Below are 14,945 nucleotides of genomic sequence, written 5' to 3'. Positions count from 1 at the left end.
GTCAGGCACTAAATGGGACACGGCCTCATGTAGCAAAACGTGCCTGACCCCAAAGAGGTTCAGGAGGCGAGGAGTTCGCGGGCGTGTTTGCGGGTGGTGGCGGTGATTTCGAGGCCGCCCAGCATGCGCGCCACTTCTTCCACGCGCGCTTTCTGGTCGAGGATCTCGATGCGGCTGGCGGTCTTGCCGTTTGCCGAGGTGCCTTTTGCGACCTGGAAGTGCTGGCCGGCCTGGCTGGCGACTTGCGGCAGGTGGGTCACGCACAGCACCTGGCGTTCCTGGCCCAGGCGCTTCAACAGGCGTCCCACCACTTCGGCGACGCCGCCGCCGATGCCGCTGTCCACTTCATCGAAGATCAGGGTCGGCACCGTCGTCGCGTGCGAGGTGATGACGGAAATCGCCAGCGAAATGCGCGCCAGCTCGCCGCCCGATGCCACTTTTGCCAGCGGACGCGGAGCCACGCCAGCATGGCCGGCCACCATGAATTCAATCTGCTCCAGTCCTTTCGCGCCTGGCTCCGCCGGGTTCAGCGCGATTTCAAAGCGGCCGCCCGTCATGCTCAGGTCCTGCATGGCTTGCGTGACGGCGTTGCTCAAGGCTTTGGCGGCGGCCGCGCGCGTTTTGCTCAGCTGCTGGGCCACGCTCATGTACGCGGCCTTCAGCTTTTCTTCCTGCTTGCGCAGTCCCTCGATGTCGCTGGCGTCGGCCAGCTGCGACAGCTTTTCAGACAGCCGCGCATGCTCGTCCGGCAGCTCGTCCTGGGTGACGCGGAATTTGCGCGAGGCGGAGTGCAGCGCTTCCATGCGCGCATCGACTTCGCGCAAACGGTTGGGGTCCAGTTCGACTTTATCGAGATAGGTGTTCAGCGCGTACACGGATTCCTGCAGCTGGATGCGCGCGGTTTCGAGCAGGTCGACCACCGGCTGCAATTCGGCGTCCACGCTGAGCAGCTTGCCCAGTTTCTGGTGCAGCGACGACACCTGCGACAGCACCGGATGATCGTCCGATTCGGACAGCGCATTCAAGGCTTCCTGTGCGCCTTCCAGCAGACTGGCCGCGTGCGACAGGCGCGAATGCTCGTTGCCGATTTCCATCCATTCGCCTTTCTTGGGCGCCAGCTTGTCCAGCTCCGCGACTTGCCACTCCAGGCGCTCGCGTTCGAACTGCAGATTGGCGGCGTTGGTTTCGTATTCCTCCAGCTGCTTCGCCAGCGCACGCCAGGCTTTATACGCCGTGGTCACGTCGCGCACATTGGCGCCGCTTTGATTATCCAGCAGCTCGCGCTGCGCGTCGGTTTTTAGCAGCGACTGGTGTGCGTGCTGGCCATGGATATCGACCAGCAAATCGCCCAGTTCACGCAGCTGCGCCGCGGTAGCAGCCACGCCGTTGATGAAGGCCTTCGAGCGGCCCGCATTGTCGATCACGCGGCGCAGCAGGGCGCCGCCCTCTTCTTCCGCAAACTCGTTCGCTTCCAGCCATTCCTGCGCCTGCGGCGTCACCGCGAAATCGGCCGTGATGTCGGCTTTGGCCGCGCCTTCACGCACGACGCTGGCATCGCCACGTCCGCCCAGCGCCAGCGTCAGTGCATCGATCAGGATGGATTTACCGGCGCCGGTTTCGCCGGTGAAGACGGTAAAGCCTGAGGAAAATTCCAGTTCAATCGAGTCGACAATTACGAAATCGCGGATGGACAGTGTACGGAGCATCAGATTTTGCCGTCAGTTGAAGGGTATTCGTTCCAGTGCAGCTTTTCGCGCAGGGTGTTGTAGTAGCTCCAGCCTTCGGGATGCAGGAAGGTGATGGTGTGCGGCGACAGGCGGATGTGAATCTGGTCGCCGTTCACCAGGCTGGCGAAGGTCTGCATATCGAAGTTCACGGTGATGTCGCGGCCGCGCTTGATTTCGATCACGATCTCGCTGGAGTCGGGCAGCACAATCGGACGGTTCGACAGCGCATGCGGCGCAATCGGCACCATCGCAATGCCGCCCAGGGTCGGATGCAGCAGCGGGCCGCCAGCCGACAGCGCATACGCGGTGGAGCCGGTGGGCGTGGCGACGATCAGGCCATCGGAACGCTGGTTGTACATGAAGTGGCCGTCCACATCGACGCTCAGTTCGACCATGCCGGCGCCGGCGCCGCGCGACACCACCACGTCATTCACGGCCACGCCGAAATGGATGGCTTTACCGTCGCGCATCACGCGCCCTTCCAGCAGGGTGCGGCGCTCGGCCTTGTGCGTGCCGCTCAGGATATTGCCCAGCACGGGCAGCATATCTTCCTGCGAGATATCGGTCATGAAACCGAGGCGGCCCTGATTAATACCAATCAGCGGCACATCGTATGGCGCCAGCTGGCGCGCGATGCCCAGCATGGTGCCGTCGCCCCCCATCACCACCACCGCGTCGGCGCGCTCGCCAATGCCTTGGGCGCTCATCGAGGGAATATCGGGGAAGGCGACGTGGACGGCAGTATCCGCTTCCAGCACCACGCTGTAGCCGCCGGCCTTGAGGAAATCGATCACCGCGCGCACCGGCTCTTCGATACCTGAAGTGTTAGGCCTTACAACCAGGGCTATCGTGTTGTACATGGCGTGCGTAGCGGACATAAAAATCTCGGTCAAAATATGGGGTGGCAACACGCAGCAGAGTAACCCATAATGCTTGCTCATGCCATGCATTGCAACGCTGGCCGGTACGCGAAGAATACTGTATGTTTGCACAGTATACAATGGAGAGACTGAAATGGCAAAAGCACTGGGCGTAGGCGGCATCTTCTTCAAGTCCAAAGACCCGCAAGCGCTGATCAGCTGGTATCAGACCTACCTGGGCCTTCCCACCGATGCACCGGACCACGCGGCTTTCATGCCCGCCGTGATGCCGCCCGGCGGCTGCACCGTGTTCAGCCCCTTCAAACAGACCACGGGCTATTTCGCGCCATCGCGCCGCGAATTCATGTTCAACCTGATTGTCGATGACCTGGAAGGCGCACTGAAACAGGTGGCTGAAGGCGGCGCCGAGATCGTCGGCGATGTGCAGTCATTCGATTATGGCCGCTTTGGCTGGTTCATCGACCCGGACGGCAATAAGGTCGAGCTGTGGGAGCCGGCCGTACCGCCAGCGTCCTGATTCTAAAGGGCAATCGGGCGACTGGCAGCGCTCCCCTTCGCTAACATCAAGGCGAAGGAGGATCTGCCATGGATACCAACAAGAAGGACCGTCTGGTCAATACGACAGCGCCTGTCGAGAAGGATGCCGGCAAGCGCCTACCCCATGAACGGGACGAATCGCCGCAAGGCGCGCCCAATCAGAAAACGCACAGCGTCATCCGCCAGGCTGCCGAGGACATCGAGCGCGGCCTGGTCGACACGGACCGCCGCGCCACGCCAGGTCTGCAGAAAGCTTCTCCCGGCAATGAAGGCCAGCAGGCCAATCCCCTGCCCGGCACCAAACGCGATTGAGGCCGGCCATGCGCACATTAGCCTTTAGCGCATTGGCTGCGCTAGCCGCGATCGCCTCCGCCCAGCCGCAATACCCGCCTGGCTATGGTCCGAATCCGTCCTTGCCCGAACCAGCGAAGCAACTGATCCCCGTGATGAATGTCGCGCCGACCGCGCCGTGGCAGGACGATGCCAAACCTGTCGCAGCCCAGGGCTTCACGGTTACTGCTTATGCACGCGGCCTCGATCATCCGCGCTGGATTTATGTGCTGCCCAATGGCGATGTGCTGGTCGCCGAAACGAATGCGCCACCGAAGCCGGAAGACGGCAAGGGCATCAAGGGCGCCATCATGAAACATGAAATGAAGAAGGCCGGTTCGGCCGGCAAGAGCGCCAACCGCATCACGCTGCTGCGCGATGTCGATGCGAACGGCCAGGCGCGCACGCGCGAAGTCTTCCTCACCAGCCTCAATTCGCCGTTCGGCATGGCGCTGATCGACAAGGACCTGTACATTGCGGACTCCGATGCGCTGATGCGCTTCCCGTATCAGGATGGCGCAACGTCCATTACGGCCGCAGGCAGCAAGGTGATCGACCTGCCCGCAGGTCCCATCAATCACCACTGGACCAAGAACGTGATCGCCAGCCCGGACGGCAAGTTCCTGTACGTGACCGTCGGCTCCAACAGCAACGCCGGCGACAATGGCCTCGACAAGGAAGAAGGCCGCGCCGCGATCTGGCGGGTTGAACGCGCCACCGGCAAATCGCGCCTGTTCGCAACAGGCTTGCGCAATCCGAACGGCATGGGCTGGGAGCCGCAAACCAAGGCGCTGTGGACCGTCGTCAACGAGCGCGATGAATTGGGCAATGAGCTGGTGCCCGATTATCTGACTTCAGTGAAGGATGGCGCCTTCTACGGCTGGCCATTCAGTTATTACGGCCAGCATGTGGACCGGCGCGTGAAGCCGCAGCGCGAGGATATGGTGGCCAAGGCCGTGATTCCGGATTACGCCATCGGCGCGCACACCGCATCGCTGGGCATGGCCTTCTACGAAGCCAAATCCTTCCCGGCCAGCTATCAGGGCGGTGTGTTTATCGGCCAGCACGGCTCGTGGAATCGCAATCCCTTCTCCGGCTACAAGGTCGTGTATGTGCCTTTCGCCGAAGGTAAGCCTGCCGGACCGCCGGTCGATTTCCTGACCGGATTCCTGACCAGCGACGGCAAGGCGCAAGGCCGTCCGGTTGGCGTAGCGGTTGATAAGACAGGCGCGCTGCTGGTGGCGGATGATGTGGGCAACACGGTGTGGCGAGTGACCGCAACTGGCCGCTGAGAAAACGCATACAATGCCCTTTTTAGGGAAAGACACATCATGCGCATTCTTCACACCATGCTGCGGGTCGGCGACCTGCAGCGCTCCATCGATTTCTATTCCAAGGTACTGGGCATGCAGCTGCTGCGCACCAGCGATAACCCGGAATACAAATACACGCTGGCCTTCATGGGCTACGGCAGCAACCCGGATCATGCGGAGCTGGAGCTGACCTACAACTACGGCGTGGACAAGTATGACCTCGGCACCGCCTATGGCCATATCGCGATTTCGGCGGATGATATTGCGGGCGCCTGCCAGCGCGTGAAAGCGGCGGGCGGCAACGTGACGCGCGAACCAGGTCCGGTGAAAGGCGGCACCACGGTGATCGCCTTCGTCACGGACCCGGACGGCTACAAGATTGAACTGATCGAACGCACCTTCCACGGAGAAGGCGCGGGCCTGCGCTGATTACTGGCTGGTCAGCAGCGCGTTAATCGGCATCAGGTCTTCTTCTTTCAGCGTGCCTGCGGCGGACTTCAGACGCAGGCCGTTCATGATCGTGTCGTAGCGTGCTTTCGACAGATCCTTCTGGGTGTTGTACAACTGGCGCTGCGCGTTCAGCACGTCGATATTGATACGCACACCCACCTGGTAACCCAGCTTGTTGGAATCCAGTGCCGACTTGCTCGACACTTCCGCCGCTTCCAGTGCTTTCACCTGGGCCAGGCCGCTAGTCACGCCGAGGTAGGACTGGCGGGCGTTCTGGGCGGCGGCACGCTTGGTCGCTTCCAGATCGTTGCGCGCCTTGTCTTCCAGCGAGATCGCTTCACGCACCTTGCTGGTCACCGCAAAGCCGCTGAAGATCGGTACCGACCAGGTCACGCCAATGGCGTTGTTCTTGGTCAGGCCATTGTTGGTAACGCGTTGATGCTGCGACGCTGCGGTCAGGTCCAGGGTCGGCATGTGGCCGGCACGCTGCTTGCCGATTTCGCGCTTGGCGATTTCCAGGTTCAGGTTCTGGCTCACTACACCGTAGTTCTGGTTTTCGGCAGCCGAGATCCAGGGATCGATTTCCGCAGGCTGTGGCGGAGCGATCGCGACGCCGGTGCGCAGGGTCGACAGCGAACCAGGCACGGTGCCGATGATCTGCTGCAGCGCGGTGCGCTTCACTTCCAGATCGTTGACCGCGGCGAATTCCTGCGCCACCACCAGGTCATATGCTGCCTGGGCTTCGTGGGTGTCGGTGATGGTCTGCGTGCCCACTTCGAAGTTGCGCTTTGCCGATGCCAGCTGCTCGGTGGTGGCTTCCTTCTGCGCGCGGGTCACGGACAGATTGTCCTGTGCGGTCAGCACGTCAAAGTAAGCCTGGGCCACGCGCACGATCAGGTCTTCCTGCTGCTGCGCGAAGGTGGCTTCGGCCACCGACTGCTGCAGCTTGGATTGCTGGTACTGTTCCCAGTTCGCCCAGCGGAACAGCGGCTGGGTCAGCTGCACGGTCCACAGGTTCTGGTAGTTGTCGTTGTCACGCTTGGAAATCGGCGACAGCGTGTTGGGATCGATCTCGCCTTCGTGCGATGGCGTGATGTCGCCGTAGTTCTTGGAAACCGTACCCGATGCCGAAACAGTCGGCAACAGGAGGGAGCGCCCCTGCGTCGTGCGTTCCTGTCCGGCAGCCAGGGCGGCGCGCGCGCTGGCGTAGGTGGCGTCGTTGGCAAGTGCCTGCTTATACACCTGGATCAGGTCAGCCGCCTGTGCGTTGAGCGTCAGGAAGGCGCTGGACATCAGCACGGCGAGTAGGGGTTTCTGCATGTGCATCTCCGTTGGAGTCGTCAATTAATAAATATCGGCCTAATACTTCGGCATGGCGGTGTCCACCTGGACCGCCCAGGCGTGAATGCCGCCTGTCAGATTGCTCACCTTGCCGAAGCCGTGGTGTTCGAGGAATGCTGCCACCTGCAAGCTGCGCGCACCGTGGTGGCAGATGCAGACGATCTGGGCATCCTCATCGAGATCGTCGATGCGGGCCGGAATGGTCTGCATCGGCATCAGGGTCGAGCCTGCGATTTGGCAGGTCTCGAACTCCCAGTTCTCGCGCACGTCCAGCAGGAAAGGCTTGGCGCGAGCCTCGTCGGCCAGCCAGTCAGCCAATTCCGGAGCGGTAATGTGCTGCATGGCTCCGTCCTTAGAACGTGAAATGCGATGGCGTGGCGGCGCCGTTCAGCGCTTTCACGTCGGTTTCAAACAGTTTCTTCGTGTCGTAGCCGTGCTCGCCCGTGCGGGTGATCAGGTGCGCCGACATGACCGGCGATTCACCGATGATGGCCAGGATACGGCCACCCACCTTCACGTTTTGCAGCAGGGCTTCCGGCAGCACCGGCAGCGAACCGGACACCACGATCGCGTCGAACGGCGCGCCGTTGGCCCAGCCCTGGGCCGCATTGCCCAGTTCCACCGACACATTGCTGATGCCGTTGGCCGCCAGGTTCTTTTCGGCGATCGCCTTCATTTCCGGCGAGATGTCGACGGCGGTCACGTGACGCGCACGGTGCGACAGCAGGGCTGCCAGGTAACCGGTGCCGGCGCCAACCAGCAGCACGTTTTCGTGCTTTTTAGTAGCAACATCCTGCACGATGCGCGCTTCCAGCTTTGGCGTCAGCATGGATTCGCCATCGGCCAGCGGGATCATCGTGTCGACAAATGCCAGGTTCTTGTGCGCTTCCGGCACGAAGTTTTCGCGTTTTACGACCAGCAACAGATCGAGAACGTCCGTATCCAGCACATCCCATGGACGGATCTGCTGTTCGATCATATTGAAACGGGCTTGTTCGATATTCATCTTTAATGACTCGGTGAGGGATAAACAATCCATCATTTTATCGTTGAACTGGTCAGGTGGGCATATTAACGATAATGACAATGGATAGCGGAAAATTGCGACAGTCTGCAGATTTCAGGGATTGAATGCACCAAAATCACCAGCCAATGCCTATTTTTCAGGCGCCAGGCCCCGTTTCACGAGGCCGAGGAAGGCATCCATATAGGCGACCGGGTCGACTTCCTGCTTATCGCAGGGGAAGAACTTGTGGGACCACATCACCAGCATCATGATGGGCGCGATCACCACCTGCATCATGGCGTGCGAATCGACTTGGCGGAATTCGCCGCGCGCGATGCCGCGCTGGATCACTTTTTCCAGCAGCGCGCCGCCGCGTTCGTTGACTTCTTCTTCATAAAACTGGGCCAGCTCGGGGAAATTGCCGGACTCGGCCATCATCAGACGCATCAGGCCGGCGGCGCGGTACTCGTTGGCGTGGTTCCACCACTTTTCCAGCATATGCCGCAGCAGCTCTTCGCTGGAGACATTTTCGGCGCCGGCCAGTTCCAGCTCGGCCTCGCCGATCACTTGCACGATGTTCTCGCGCACGACGGCCTTGAACAGCTCCTGTTTGTTTTCAAAATATAAATACAACGTGCCCTTGGACACGCCTGCGGCGCGGGCGACATCCTCCAGGCGCGTGGCGGCAAAGCCACGGTCAACGAAGAGTTCGAGGGCAGCCGCCAGCAGCTCCTGCGGGCGGGCATCCTTGCGGCGCTCCCAGCGGGGCTTGGTTTCGTTCGGGGATTGCATAAAAACAGTGAATGGGTAACTTACTTATTGGTCATTAATAGTAGATAACAACTTGAATGACGTCAAGATTGGACAATACTGATCAGACGGGAGAGAACAAAAATGGATAATAAACATTCACTGCAAGTCCTGGCGGTTACGTCCGGGCTGGGGGATCAGCGCATCGCTGAATTATGGGAAGGGGCGGACCTGTACGCCCAAATCCATGCCGGCAGCCAGACGTCGCCGTATTACCGCCAATTGCTGGAGGAACGCCTGACCGAACTGGTACAGCGCGAGGTGGCCAGGCGTGATGGGGACAAGTCAACGTCCTGGGTCATGCGCGATGCCCACCTGGGGCTGATCCATGTCAGTTGCGCGGAACTGCTGCGAGCGTTTGGCGGCAGGGCGCGCCGTATTCTGCATTGAGCGCTGGCGCGGAGGCAGGATACGCTTGCACCCGTGCGCGGGTGCCGGTATCGTCATGCCCTTATGAACTCCGCACACCGCTACTCGACGCGGCTGGCTTTTCTTGCCGCCGGCCTTGCCATGTCCGCCTGGGCGCCCCTGGTGCCCTTCGCCAAGCTGCGCCTTGGCTTGAATGAGGCCGATCTCGGCTTGCTGCTGCTTTGTCTGGGGGCGGGGTCGATGATGGCCATGCCGGTGACCGGCATGCTGTCGGCGCGCTTCGGCTGCCGTCCGGTGGTGCTGATTTCCGGCGCTCTGGCCTGCCTGATTCTGCCGGGCCTGGCCCTGGCGCCGACGCCCTTCCTGCTTGGCGCTTGCCTGTTTCTGTTTGGGGCGACGCTGGGCACGCTGGATGTGTCCATGAATGTGCAGGCGGTGATCGTGGAACGCGAGAGCGGCGAGTCGCTGATGTCCGGTTTCCATGGCCTGTTCAGCGTGGGCGGCTTTATCGGCGCGGGCGTGATGGCCCTGCTGCTGTGGCTGGGACTGTCGCCAACCGGATCGAGCATTGTTGTGGCGCTGCTGGTAGCGCTGTCATTATGGCTGGCCGGTCCGCACCTGCTGCGCGAGCCGGAAGCGGGCGGCGGCTCGCATTTCGTGGTGCCGCACGGAGCCGTGATTTTCATCGGTGCGCTGTGTTTCCTGTGCTTCCTGGCCGAAGGCGCGATTCTCGACTGGAGCGCGGTGCTGCTGACTGTGGAGCGCGGCATGGACGCGGGACGCGGCGGCCTGGCTTATGCCGCCTTCGCGGTGGCCATGACCGTGGGCCGCCTGACGGGCGACCGCGTGGTGCGCCGCCTCGGTGGCAAGCGCGTGATGCTGCTGGGTGGACTGTGTTCGGCGTTGGGCTTTTTCGGGGCGGTGCTGGCGCCGTCGCCGGCGGTGGCCCTGCTCGGCTTCGTGCTGATTGGCCTGGGCGCTTCGAATATCGTGCCGGTGCTGTTCACGGCGGCCGGCAATCAGCACTCGATGCCGCCCAGCCTGGCGATCGGCGCGATCACGACTTTGGGCTACGCAGGGATTCTGTCCGGCCCGGCGATGATCGGCTTCGTCGCCCACGCCGTCAGCCTCGACTTCGCTTTCGCCGGCCTCGGCGGCTTCATGCTCCTGATCGCCGCCAGCGCCCGCTGGACTGCCTCGCCCCACCGCTCATAGGCGCGCCAGGACTTCGCGCAGCAGCATCAACGTGGCGCCGCTTAATACCAATGAGGCGGCGCTCATGGCCAGCGATACCGCAAAGAGCAAATTGACGCGCTTCTCCAGCGCAGCAATCCTGGCCAGCAATTCGACCCTCAATTCGCTGACTTTTTCGCTTATCGCGGCCAGCAGTTCAGCCTTCGTGTCGTTGACTTTTTCGCCGATTGCGGCCAGCAGTTCAGCCTTCGTCTCGTTGACCTTTTCGCCGATTGCGGTCAGCAATTCAGCCTTCGTCTCGTTGACCTTTTCGTCGATTGCGGCCAGCAGTTCAGCCTTCGTCTCGTTGACCTTTTCGCCGATTGCGGTCAGCAATTCAGCCTTCGTCTCGTTGACCTTTTCGCCGATTGCGGCCAGCAGTTCAGCCTTCGTGTCGTTGACCTTTTCGCTGATTGCGGCCAGCAGTTCAGCCTTCGTCTCGTTGACCTTTTCGTCGATTGCGGTCAGCAGTTCAGCCTTCGTCTCGTTGACTTTTTCGCCGAATCTGGCCAGCAGTTCGGCTTTGAGCAAAGCGAGGTCGGCTGGCAGGACGATGGGTTGGTCGAGGCCTTGCTCGATGGCTTCGGCGAGGGCCTCGGCGATGTCGGGTGGGACTCCTGCCTCGCGCAGGACTTTCAGATAGGCGGGCTTGTCGAACTGGAGCGGCATGGTCATCTCAACTCCCCTCTCGATCCTAGCAGCCGGCGCGCGCGCATGGCGCGCAATAGTGCCATGGTAGGCCGCCGCCAGCGGCGACATTTGAGGGGAGTCAAGCGCGCATCAGCGCTGGGTCGCCAGTTGCGCGAGGATCTTCTTCAGTTCTGCTAAAAACTCAGGCATAAACGCCCCCTTGGGTGGCTGGTACATGGACGACCTCCCTTATAAAAAAACTTGTTCATGGTAATGTACAGTTATATTCTGCTACTGTAAGAATGCGTTATCAAACGAGTTATTTTCGAGTTCAGCACAAGAAAAACTAATTTATGAGTAAATCACTGCGCTCCCTGTCCGGCCTGCTCGATTTCGACTGCGTGGCGCGCTGGGGCAGCTTCAAACTGGCCGCGCAGGAGCTGCACAAGACGCCGGCCGCCATCAGTCTGCAGGTCAAGCAACTGGAGGAATCGCTGGGCTTCGACCTGTTCGTGCGCCATCCGCGCCACATCACGCTGACCGAAAAAGGACAGGAACTCGCCGCCACCGTGCACCGCACGCTGACCGAGCTACAGACCAAGGTGGCCGCGCTGCAGGGCGGCGACGAGGAGAAAGTCCTGCGCATTTCGACCACCCATTCGCTGGCGATCAAATGGCTGGTGCCGCGCATTGCGCGCTTCACCAAGCTCTACCCCGAACTCGATATCCGCATCGACTCCAGCGACAACCTGGCCAATATGAGCGACGGCAGCACCGACATCGCCCTGCGCACCTACGACGCCGTGCAGGGCGATCCGGACTTGCTGTTCCACGATCACCTGGTCGCCGTCTACAGCCCGTCGCTGCTGGAGCCCGGCGAAACCGAAATCACGCTGGAGACTTTGCACCGCTACCCGCTGCTGCACGAATTCACCACCGATACCTGGATCGCGCTGCTGCGGCATAACGGTATCCACAAAGGCAGCTATAACTTCTCGCGCGCCTATACGAACTTCGCCGTGATGGTCCAATCAGCGGTGGCCGGACTCGGCGTGGGACTGGTATCGCACGCCATCGCCTACGAAGACCTGTGCAGTGGCAGGCTGAAAATGGTGGAGTGCGAGAGCGCGCCCTACGAGCGCGGCTACCGCATCATCGTCGCGCGCAGCATGCAGGGCATGAGCAAGATCACCCGCTTCTGCGACTGGCTGCGCCAGGAAGTGGCCGAGATGCAGGGTACAATAACGGCCCCATGAAAACCGCAACTTGCCGCTCAGGCTGTGGCGCCTGCTGCACGGCGCCCTCCATCACATCACCCATTCCCGGTATGCCCAAGGGCAAACCGGCCGGTGTGCGCTGCGTGCAGCTTGGCGAGGACAACCGCTGCCTGATCTTCGGCCGCCCCGAGCGTCCCGCCTCCTGCGCCGGACTCCAGCCATCGGAAGAAATGTGCGGTGACAGCCGCGAGCAAGCCATGCACTGGCTGACCCAGCTCGAACTGGCAACTGCACCCTGACTGCGGCAGCGCAAATTCAGCGCCGCGGAAGCGCGCTACGCTGCTGAGAAGTGCTCGCTCGGGGCCGCTCGTGGTAAGCTTCGTGCCCGCGTAGCATCCCGCCGCGTTACCCCTCCGACCACTTAACAAAATCACAATGGACATTATTCTCGCGCTGAAGGCTCTGATCATGGGTCTCGTAGAAGGATTTACCGAGTTCCTGCCGATTTCTTCCACTGGCCACCTGATCCTGGCCGGCAGCCTGCTGAACTTCACGGGCGAAAAAATCAAAGTGTTTGAGATTGTGATCCAGGGCGGCGCGATGATTGCCGTGATTTGGGAATACCACCGCAAGATCCGTGAAGTCCTGACCGGCATGTTCACCAGCGAACGTTCGCGCCGCTTCGCCATCAACATCATCATCGGCTTCATTCCAGCCGCCGTGCTCGGCCTGCTGTTCAACAAAGCCATCAAGGCCGTGCTGTTCTCCGCCGTGCCGGTGGCCCTCGCTTTCATCATCGGTGGCCTGATCATCCTGTGGGTGGAAAAGCGCGCCAAGACCAATCCCGTTGCGGTACGCATTCACTCCGTTGACGACATGCGTCCGATCGACGCGCTGAAAGTCGGCGTGGCGCAAGCCTTCGCACTGATCCCTGGCACCAGCCGCTCCGGCGCCACCATCATCGGCGGCATGCTGTTTGGCCTGTCGCGCAAGGCGGCAACCGAATTCTCCTTCTTCCTCGCCATCCCGACCCTGCTGGCGGCGACCTTCTATTCGCTGTACAAGGAACGCGCGCTGCTGTCCGCTGCCGACCTGCCGCTGTTCGGCATCGGCGCCGTGGTGGCCTTCATTTCGGCTTTCCTGTGCGTGCGCTGGCTGCTGCGCTATATCAGCTCGCATGACTTCTCGGCCTTCGCCTGGTATCGCATTGCGTTCGGCCTGGTCATCATCGCTACGTGGCTGACCGGCAGCGTGGCCTGGGTCGACTAAGGAACCCGATGACCGCCCAGGACACCAGTTCAAACGCACTGCACCTGCTCCAGACCGTATTCGGCTACCCGGCCTTCCGCGGCCAGCAGGCGCAGATCGTTGAGCAGGTGGCCAGTGGCGGAGATGCGCTGGTGCTGATGCCCACCGGCGGCGGCAAATCGCTGTGCTATCAGATCCCTGCTTTGCTGCGCGACGGCGTGGGCGTCGTCGTCTCGCCGCTGATCGCACTGATGCAGGACCAGGTGGATGCGCTGGCCGAAGTCGGCGTCAAAGCCGCCTTCCTGAATTCCACCCAGACCTACGAAGAAGCCGCGCGCATCGAGCGCCTGGTGCGCACCAACCAGATCGACCTGCTGTATGTGGCGCCTGAGCGCCTGCTGACGCAGCGCTGCTTCGATCTGCTGCAGGATTCCCAGATCGCCCTGTTCGCCATCGATGAAGCGCACTGCGTTTCGCAATGGGGCCACGACTTCCGCCCCGAGTACATCAAGCTCTCGGTCCTGCACGAACACTTCCCGACGATTCCTCGCATTGCACTGACGGCCACCGCCGACCAGCAAACCCGTGCCGAGATCGTGCATCGCTTGCAGCTGGAAGAGGCGGCGCAGTTCGTGTCGTCCTTCGACCGCCCGAATATCCGCTACCAGATCGTAGAGAAGTCCAACGGCCGCAAGCAGCTGCTGGACTTCATCACCACCGAGCATGGCGGCGATTCCGGCATCGTGTACTGCCTGTCGCGCAAAAAGGTGGAAGAGACGGCGGACTTCCTGAACGAACACGGCATCCGCGCCCTCGCCTATCACGCGGGGATGGAGCATGCGGTGCGCGCCTCGAACCAGGCGCGTTTCCTGCGCGAAGACAATATCGTGATGGTGGCGACCATCGCCTTCGGCATGGGCATCGACAAGCCGGATGTGCGCTTCGTCTGCCACCTCGACCTGCCCAAGTCCATCGAAGGCTACTATCAGGAGACAGGCCGCGCGGGCCGCGATGGCATGCCCGCCAGCGCCTGGATGGCTTACGGCCTGCAGGACGTGGTGCTCCAGCGCCGCATGATCGACGAGTCCGAGGCCGACGAAAACTTCAAGCGCGTGCTGGGCGCCAAGCTCGATGCCATGCTGGGCCTATGCGAAACCCTGAGCTGCCGCCGCGTGCGTCTGCTGGATTATTTCGGCGAGCCCGGCGCGCCTTGCGGCAATTGCGATACCTGCCTGATTCCGCCGGTATCCTTCGACGGCACGGTGCCGGTGCAGAAGCTGCTGTCCGCCATTTACCGCGTGGATCAGCGCTTCGCAGCGGGACATGTGATCGACGTATTGCGCGGCGCCGAATCGGACCGCATCAAGAGCTGGCATCACGATTCATTGTCCGTGTTCGGCATTGGCGCCGACCGCAGCGAACAGGAATGGCGCGCCATCCTGCGCCAGGCCATCGCGCTGGGACTGCTCACGGTGGATCACGAAAACTTCGCCTCGCTGAAGCTGACCGACGCCGCACGGCCGGTGCTGAAGGGTGAACAAAAGGTGCAGCTGCGCCAGTACCAGAAACCGGTCAAGCAGAAGCGCAGCGCCGCGCCGAAAGGCTATGTGGAGACCGACCTCGACACAAGCGAACAGGCCATCTTCGATCGCCTGCGCTCGTGGCGCATGGGCGCGGCACGCGAACACAATGTGCCCGCCTACGTGATCTTTGTCGACGCCACGCTGCGCGAAATCGCCAAGGCCAAGCCAACCTCGCTGGACGATCTGCGCGGCGTATCCGGCGTCGGCGAGAAGAAGCTCGCGTCTTATGGCGACGAGATCGTAAGCCTGATCGCAGGCCTCCTGTAAAGC

Annotated in this window: 17 protein-coding genes; 10 read left to right on the top strand and 7 right to left on the bottom strand. The window is 61.7% G+C overall.

Annotation, left to right across the window (positions count from 1 at the left end; genetic code table 11):
* Positions 1–59 precede the first annotated feature (59 nt).
* Both recN and AB4Z19_RS12340 read right to left on the bottom strand, forming a co-directional pair.
* Positions 60–1,706 carry a DNA repair protein RecN gene (recN, locus tag AB4Z19_RS12345; protein ID WP_442027171.1) on the bottom strand — a complete coding sequence of 549 codons (1,647 nt, stop codon included), beginning with the start codon at positions 1,704–1,706 and terminating at the stop codon, positions 60–62.
* Positions 1,706–2,605, bottom strand: a complete 900-nt coding sequence (locus AB4Z19_RS12340) for an NAD kinase (RefSeq protein WP_442035346.1) — start codon at positions 2,603–2,605, stop codon at positions 1,706–1,708. Before AB4Z19_RS12340 ends, recN begins: the two co-directional genes overlap by 1 nt.
* A gap of 136 nt (positions 2,606–2,741) precedes the next feature.
* Between AB4Z19_RS12340 and AB4Z19_RS12335 the strand changes: the two genes are divergently transcribed.
* The 4 genes from AB4Z19_RS12335 to gloA all read left to right on the top strand — a co-directional run bounded on the left by AB4Z19_RS12335 (position 2,742) and on the right by gloA (position 5,217).
* The gene (locus tag AB4Z19_RS12335) at positions 2,742–3,125 is read left to right on the top strand and encodes a VOC family protein (protein ID WP_442027754.1); all 384 of its coding nucleotides are present in this window, start codon (positions 2,742–2,744) and stop codon (positions 3,123–3,125) included.
* A 68-nt stretch (positions 3,126–3,193) separates the two neighbouring features.
* Entirely contained in the window at positions 3,194–3,457 is a 264-nt protein-coding gene (locus AB4Z19_RS12330; RefSeq protein WP_442027755.1) for a hypothetical protein, read from the top strand.
* A gap of 8 nt (positions 3,458–3,465) precedes the next feature.
* Positions 3,466–4,767: a PQQ-dependent sugar dehydrogenase gene (locus tag AB4Z19_RS12325; protein ID WP_442035345.1), complete on the top strand. Its 1,302-nt coding sequence runs from the start codon at positions 3,466–3,468 to the stop codon at positions 4,765–4,767.
* Between the two features lie 39 nt (positions 4,768–4,806).
* Positions 4,807–5,217, top strand: coding sequence for a lactoylglutathione lyase (gloA, locus tag AB4Z19_RS12320; protein WP_442035344.1), 411 nt, complete (start codon positions 4,807–4,809; stop codon positions 5,215–5,217).
* Here the strand turns inward: gloA and AB4Z19_RS12315 are convergent, their stop codons facing one another.
* The 4 genes from AB4Z19_RS12315 to AB4Z19_RS12300 form a co-directional block, all read right to left on the bottom strand.
* Positions 5,218–6,558, bottom strand: coding sequence for a TolC family outer membrane protein (locus AB4Z19_RS12315; protein ID WP_442027760.1), 1,341 nt, complete (start codon positions 6,556–6,558; stop codon positions 5,218–5,220). It lies immediately after the preceding gene.
* 39 nt (positions 6,559–6,597) lie between these two features.
* A complete protein-coding gene (locus AB4Z19_RS12310) occupies positions 6,598–6,921 on the bottom strand; it encodes a rhodanese-like domain-containing protein (protein WP_442027761.1) in 324 nt (107 codons plus the stop codon).
* A 10-nt stretch (positions 6,922–6,931) separates the two neighbouring features.
* Positions 6,932–7,585 carry a protein-L-isoaspartate O-methyltransferase family protein gene (locus AB4Z19_RS12305; protein ID WP_442035343.1) on the bottom strand — a complete coding sequence of 218 codons (654 nt, stop codon included), beginning with the start codon at positions 7,583–7,585 and terminating at the stop codon, positions 6,932–6,934.
* A gap of 150 nt (positions 7,586–7,735) precedes the next feature.
* Positions 7,736–8,377 carry a TetR/AcrR family transcriptional regulator gene (locus tag AB4Z19_RS12300; protein WP_442027395.1) on the bottom strand — a complete coding sequence of 214 codons (642 nt, stop codon included), beginning with the start codon at positions 8,375–8,377 and terminating at the stop codon, positions 7,736–7,738.
* A gap of 102 nt (positions 8,378–8,479) precedes the next feature.
* Between AB4Z19_RS12300 and AB4Z19_RS12295 the strand changes: the two genes are divergently transcribed.
* Positions 8,480–8,785 (top strand): hypothetical protein, encoded by a 306-nt coding sequence (locus AB4Z19_RS12295; RefSeq protein ID WP_442035342.1) that lies wholly within the window; start codon positions 8,480–8,482, stop codon positions 8,783–8,785.
* A 63-nt stretch (positions 8,786–8,848) separates the two neighbouring features.
* Positions 8,849–9,979 carry an MFS transporter gene (locus AB4Z19_RS12290; protein WP_442027399.1) on the top strand — a complete coding sequence of 377 codons (1,131 nt, stop codon included), beginning with the start codon at positions 8,849–8,851 and terminating at the stop codon, positions 9,977–9,979.
* On the opposite strand, the gene AB4Z19_RS12285 is transcribed toward AB4Z19_RS12290, so the two are convergent.
* Positions 9,974–10,672 carry a hypothetical protein gene (locus tag AB4Z19_RS12285; RefSeq protein ID WP_442027400.1) on the bottom strand — a complete coding sequence of 233 codons (699 nt, stop codon included), beginning with the start codon at positions 10,670–10,672 and terminating at the stop codon, positions 9,974–9,976. The genes AB4Z19_RS12290 and AB4Z19_RS12285 overlap by 6 nt on opposite strands.
* A 308-nt stretch (positions 10,673–10,980) precedes the next feature.
* Here AB4Z19_RS12285 and AB4Z19_RS12280 point away from each other — a divergent pair, with 308 nt between their 5' ends.
* The 4 genes from AB4Z19_RS12280 to recQ all read left to right on the top strand — a co-directional run bounded on the left by AB4Z19_RS12280 (position 10,981) and on the right by recQ (position 14,942).
* Positions 10,981–11,883: a LysR substrate-binding domain-containing protein gene (locus AB4Z19_RS12280; RefSeq protein WP_442027402.1), complete on the top strand. Its 903-nt coding sequence runs from the start codon at positions 10,981–10,983 to the stop codon at positions 11,881–11,883.
* A complete protein-coding gene (locus AB4Z19_RS12275) occupies positions 11,880–12,143 on the top strand; it encodes a YkgJ family cysteine cluster protein (protein WP_442035341.1) in 264 nt (87 codons plus the stop codon). The genes AB4Z19_RS12280 and AB4Z19_RS12275 overlap by 4 nt, the downstream gene beginning before the upstream one ends.
* Before the next feature lie 136 nt (positions 12,144–12,279).
* A complete protein-coding gene (locus AB4Z19_RS12270; RefSeq protein WP_442035340.1) occupies positions 12,280–13,113 on the top strand; it encodes an undecaprenyl-diphosphate phosphatase in 834 nt (277 codons plus the stop codon).
* 8 nt (positions 13,114–13,121) lie between these two features.
* Entirely contained in the window at positions 13,122–14,942 is a 1,821-nt protein-coding gene (recQ, locus tag AB4Z19_RS12265; RefSeq protein ID WP_442027767.1) for a DNA helicase RecQ, read from the top strand.
* The last annotated feature ends 3 nt before the right edge of the window (positions 14,943–14,945 follow it).

Source organism: Pseudoduganella sp. RAF19, from assembly GCF_052114165.1.
GTDB lineage: Bacteria > Pseudomonadota > Gammaproteobacteria > Burkholderiales > Burkholderiaceae_D > Rugamonas.
Note: the sequence above shows the minus strand (reverse complement) of the source record. Positions and strands in the feature narration are given on the sequence as shown.

Coding starts and splice junctions, on each gene's coding strand:
- AB4Z19_RS12330 (WP_442027755.1), top strand. CDS start 3,194: ATGGATACCAACAAGAAGGACCGTCTGGTCAATACGACAGCGCCTGTC.
- AB4Z19_RS12305 (WP_442035343.1), bottom strand. CDS start 7,585: ATGAATATCGAACAAGCCCGTTTCAATATGATCGAACAGCAGATCCGT.
- AB4Z19_RS12275 (WP_442035341.1), top strand. CDS start 11,880: ATGAAAACCGCAACTTGCCGCTCAGGCTGTGGCGCCTGCTGCACGGCG.
- AB4Z19_RS12310 (WP_442027761.1), bottom strand. CDS start 6,921: ATGCAGCACATTACCGCTCCGGAATTGGCTGACTGGCTGGCCGACGAG.
- AB4Z19_RS12325 (WP_442035345.1), top strand. CDS start 3,466: ATGCGCACATTAGCCTTTAGCGCATTGGCTGCGCTAGCCGCGATCGCC.
- AB4Z19_RS12300 (WP_442027395.1), bottom strand. CDS start 8,377: ATGCAATCCCCGAACGAAACCAAGCCCCGCTGGGAGCGCCGCAAGGAT.
- AB4Z19_RS12285 (WP_442027400.1), bottom strand. CDS start 10,672: ATGACCATGCCGCTCCAGTTCGACAAGCCCGCCTATCTGAAAGTCCTG.
- AB4Z19_RS12280 (WP_442027402.1), top strand. CDS start 10,981: ATGAGTAAATCACTGCGCTCCCTGTCCGGCCTGCTCGATTTCGACTGC.
- AB4Z19_RS12315 (WP_442027760.1), bottom strand. CDS start 6,558: ATGCAGAAACCCCTACTCGCCGTGCTGATGTCCAGCGCCTTCCTGACG.
- AB4Z19_RS12270 (WP_442035340.1), top strand. CDS start 12,280: ATGGACATTATTCTCGCGCTGAAGGCTCTGATCATGGGTCTCGTAGAA.
- AB4Z19_RS12290 (WP_442027399.1), top strand. CDS start 8,849: ATGAACTCCGCACACCGCTACTCGACGCGGCTGGCTTTTCTTGCCGCC.
- AB4Z19_RS12295 (WP_442035342.1), top strand. CDS start 8,480: ATGGATAATAAACATTCACTGCAAGTCCTGGCGGTTACGTCCGGGCTG.
- AB4Z19_RS12335 (WP_442027754.1), top strand. CDS start 2,742: ATGGCAAAAGCACTGGGCGTAGGCGGCATCTTCTTCAAGTCCAAAGAC.
- AB4Z19_RS12340 (WP_442035346.1), bottom strand. CDS start 2,605: ATGTCCGCTACGCACGCCATGTACAACACGATAGCCCTGGTTGTAAGG.
- gloA (WP_442035344.1), top strand. CDS start 4,807: ATGCGCATTCTTCACACCATGCTGCGGGTCGGCGACCTGCAGCGCTCC.
- recQ (WP_442027767.1), top strand. CDS start 13,122: ATGACCGCCCAGGACACCAGTTCAAACGCACTGCACCTGCTCCAGACC.
- recN (WP_442027171.1), bottom strand. CDS start 1,706: ATGCTCCGTACACTGTCCATCCGCGATTTCGTAATTGTCGACTCGATT.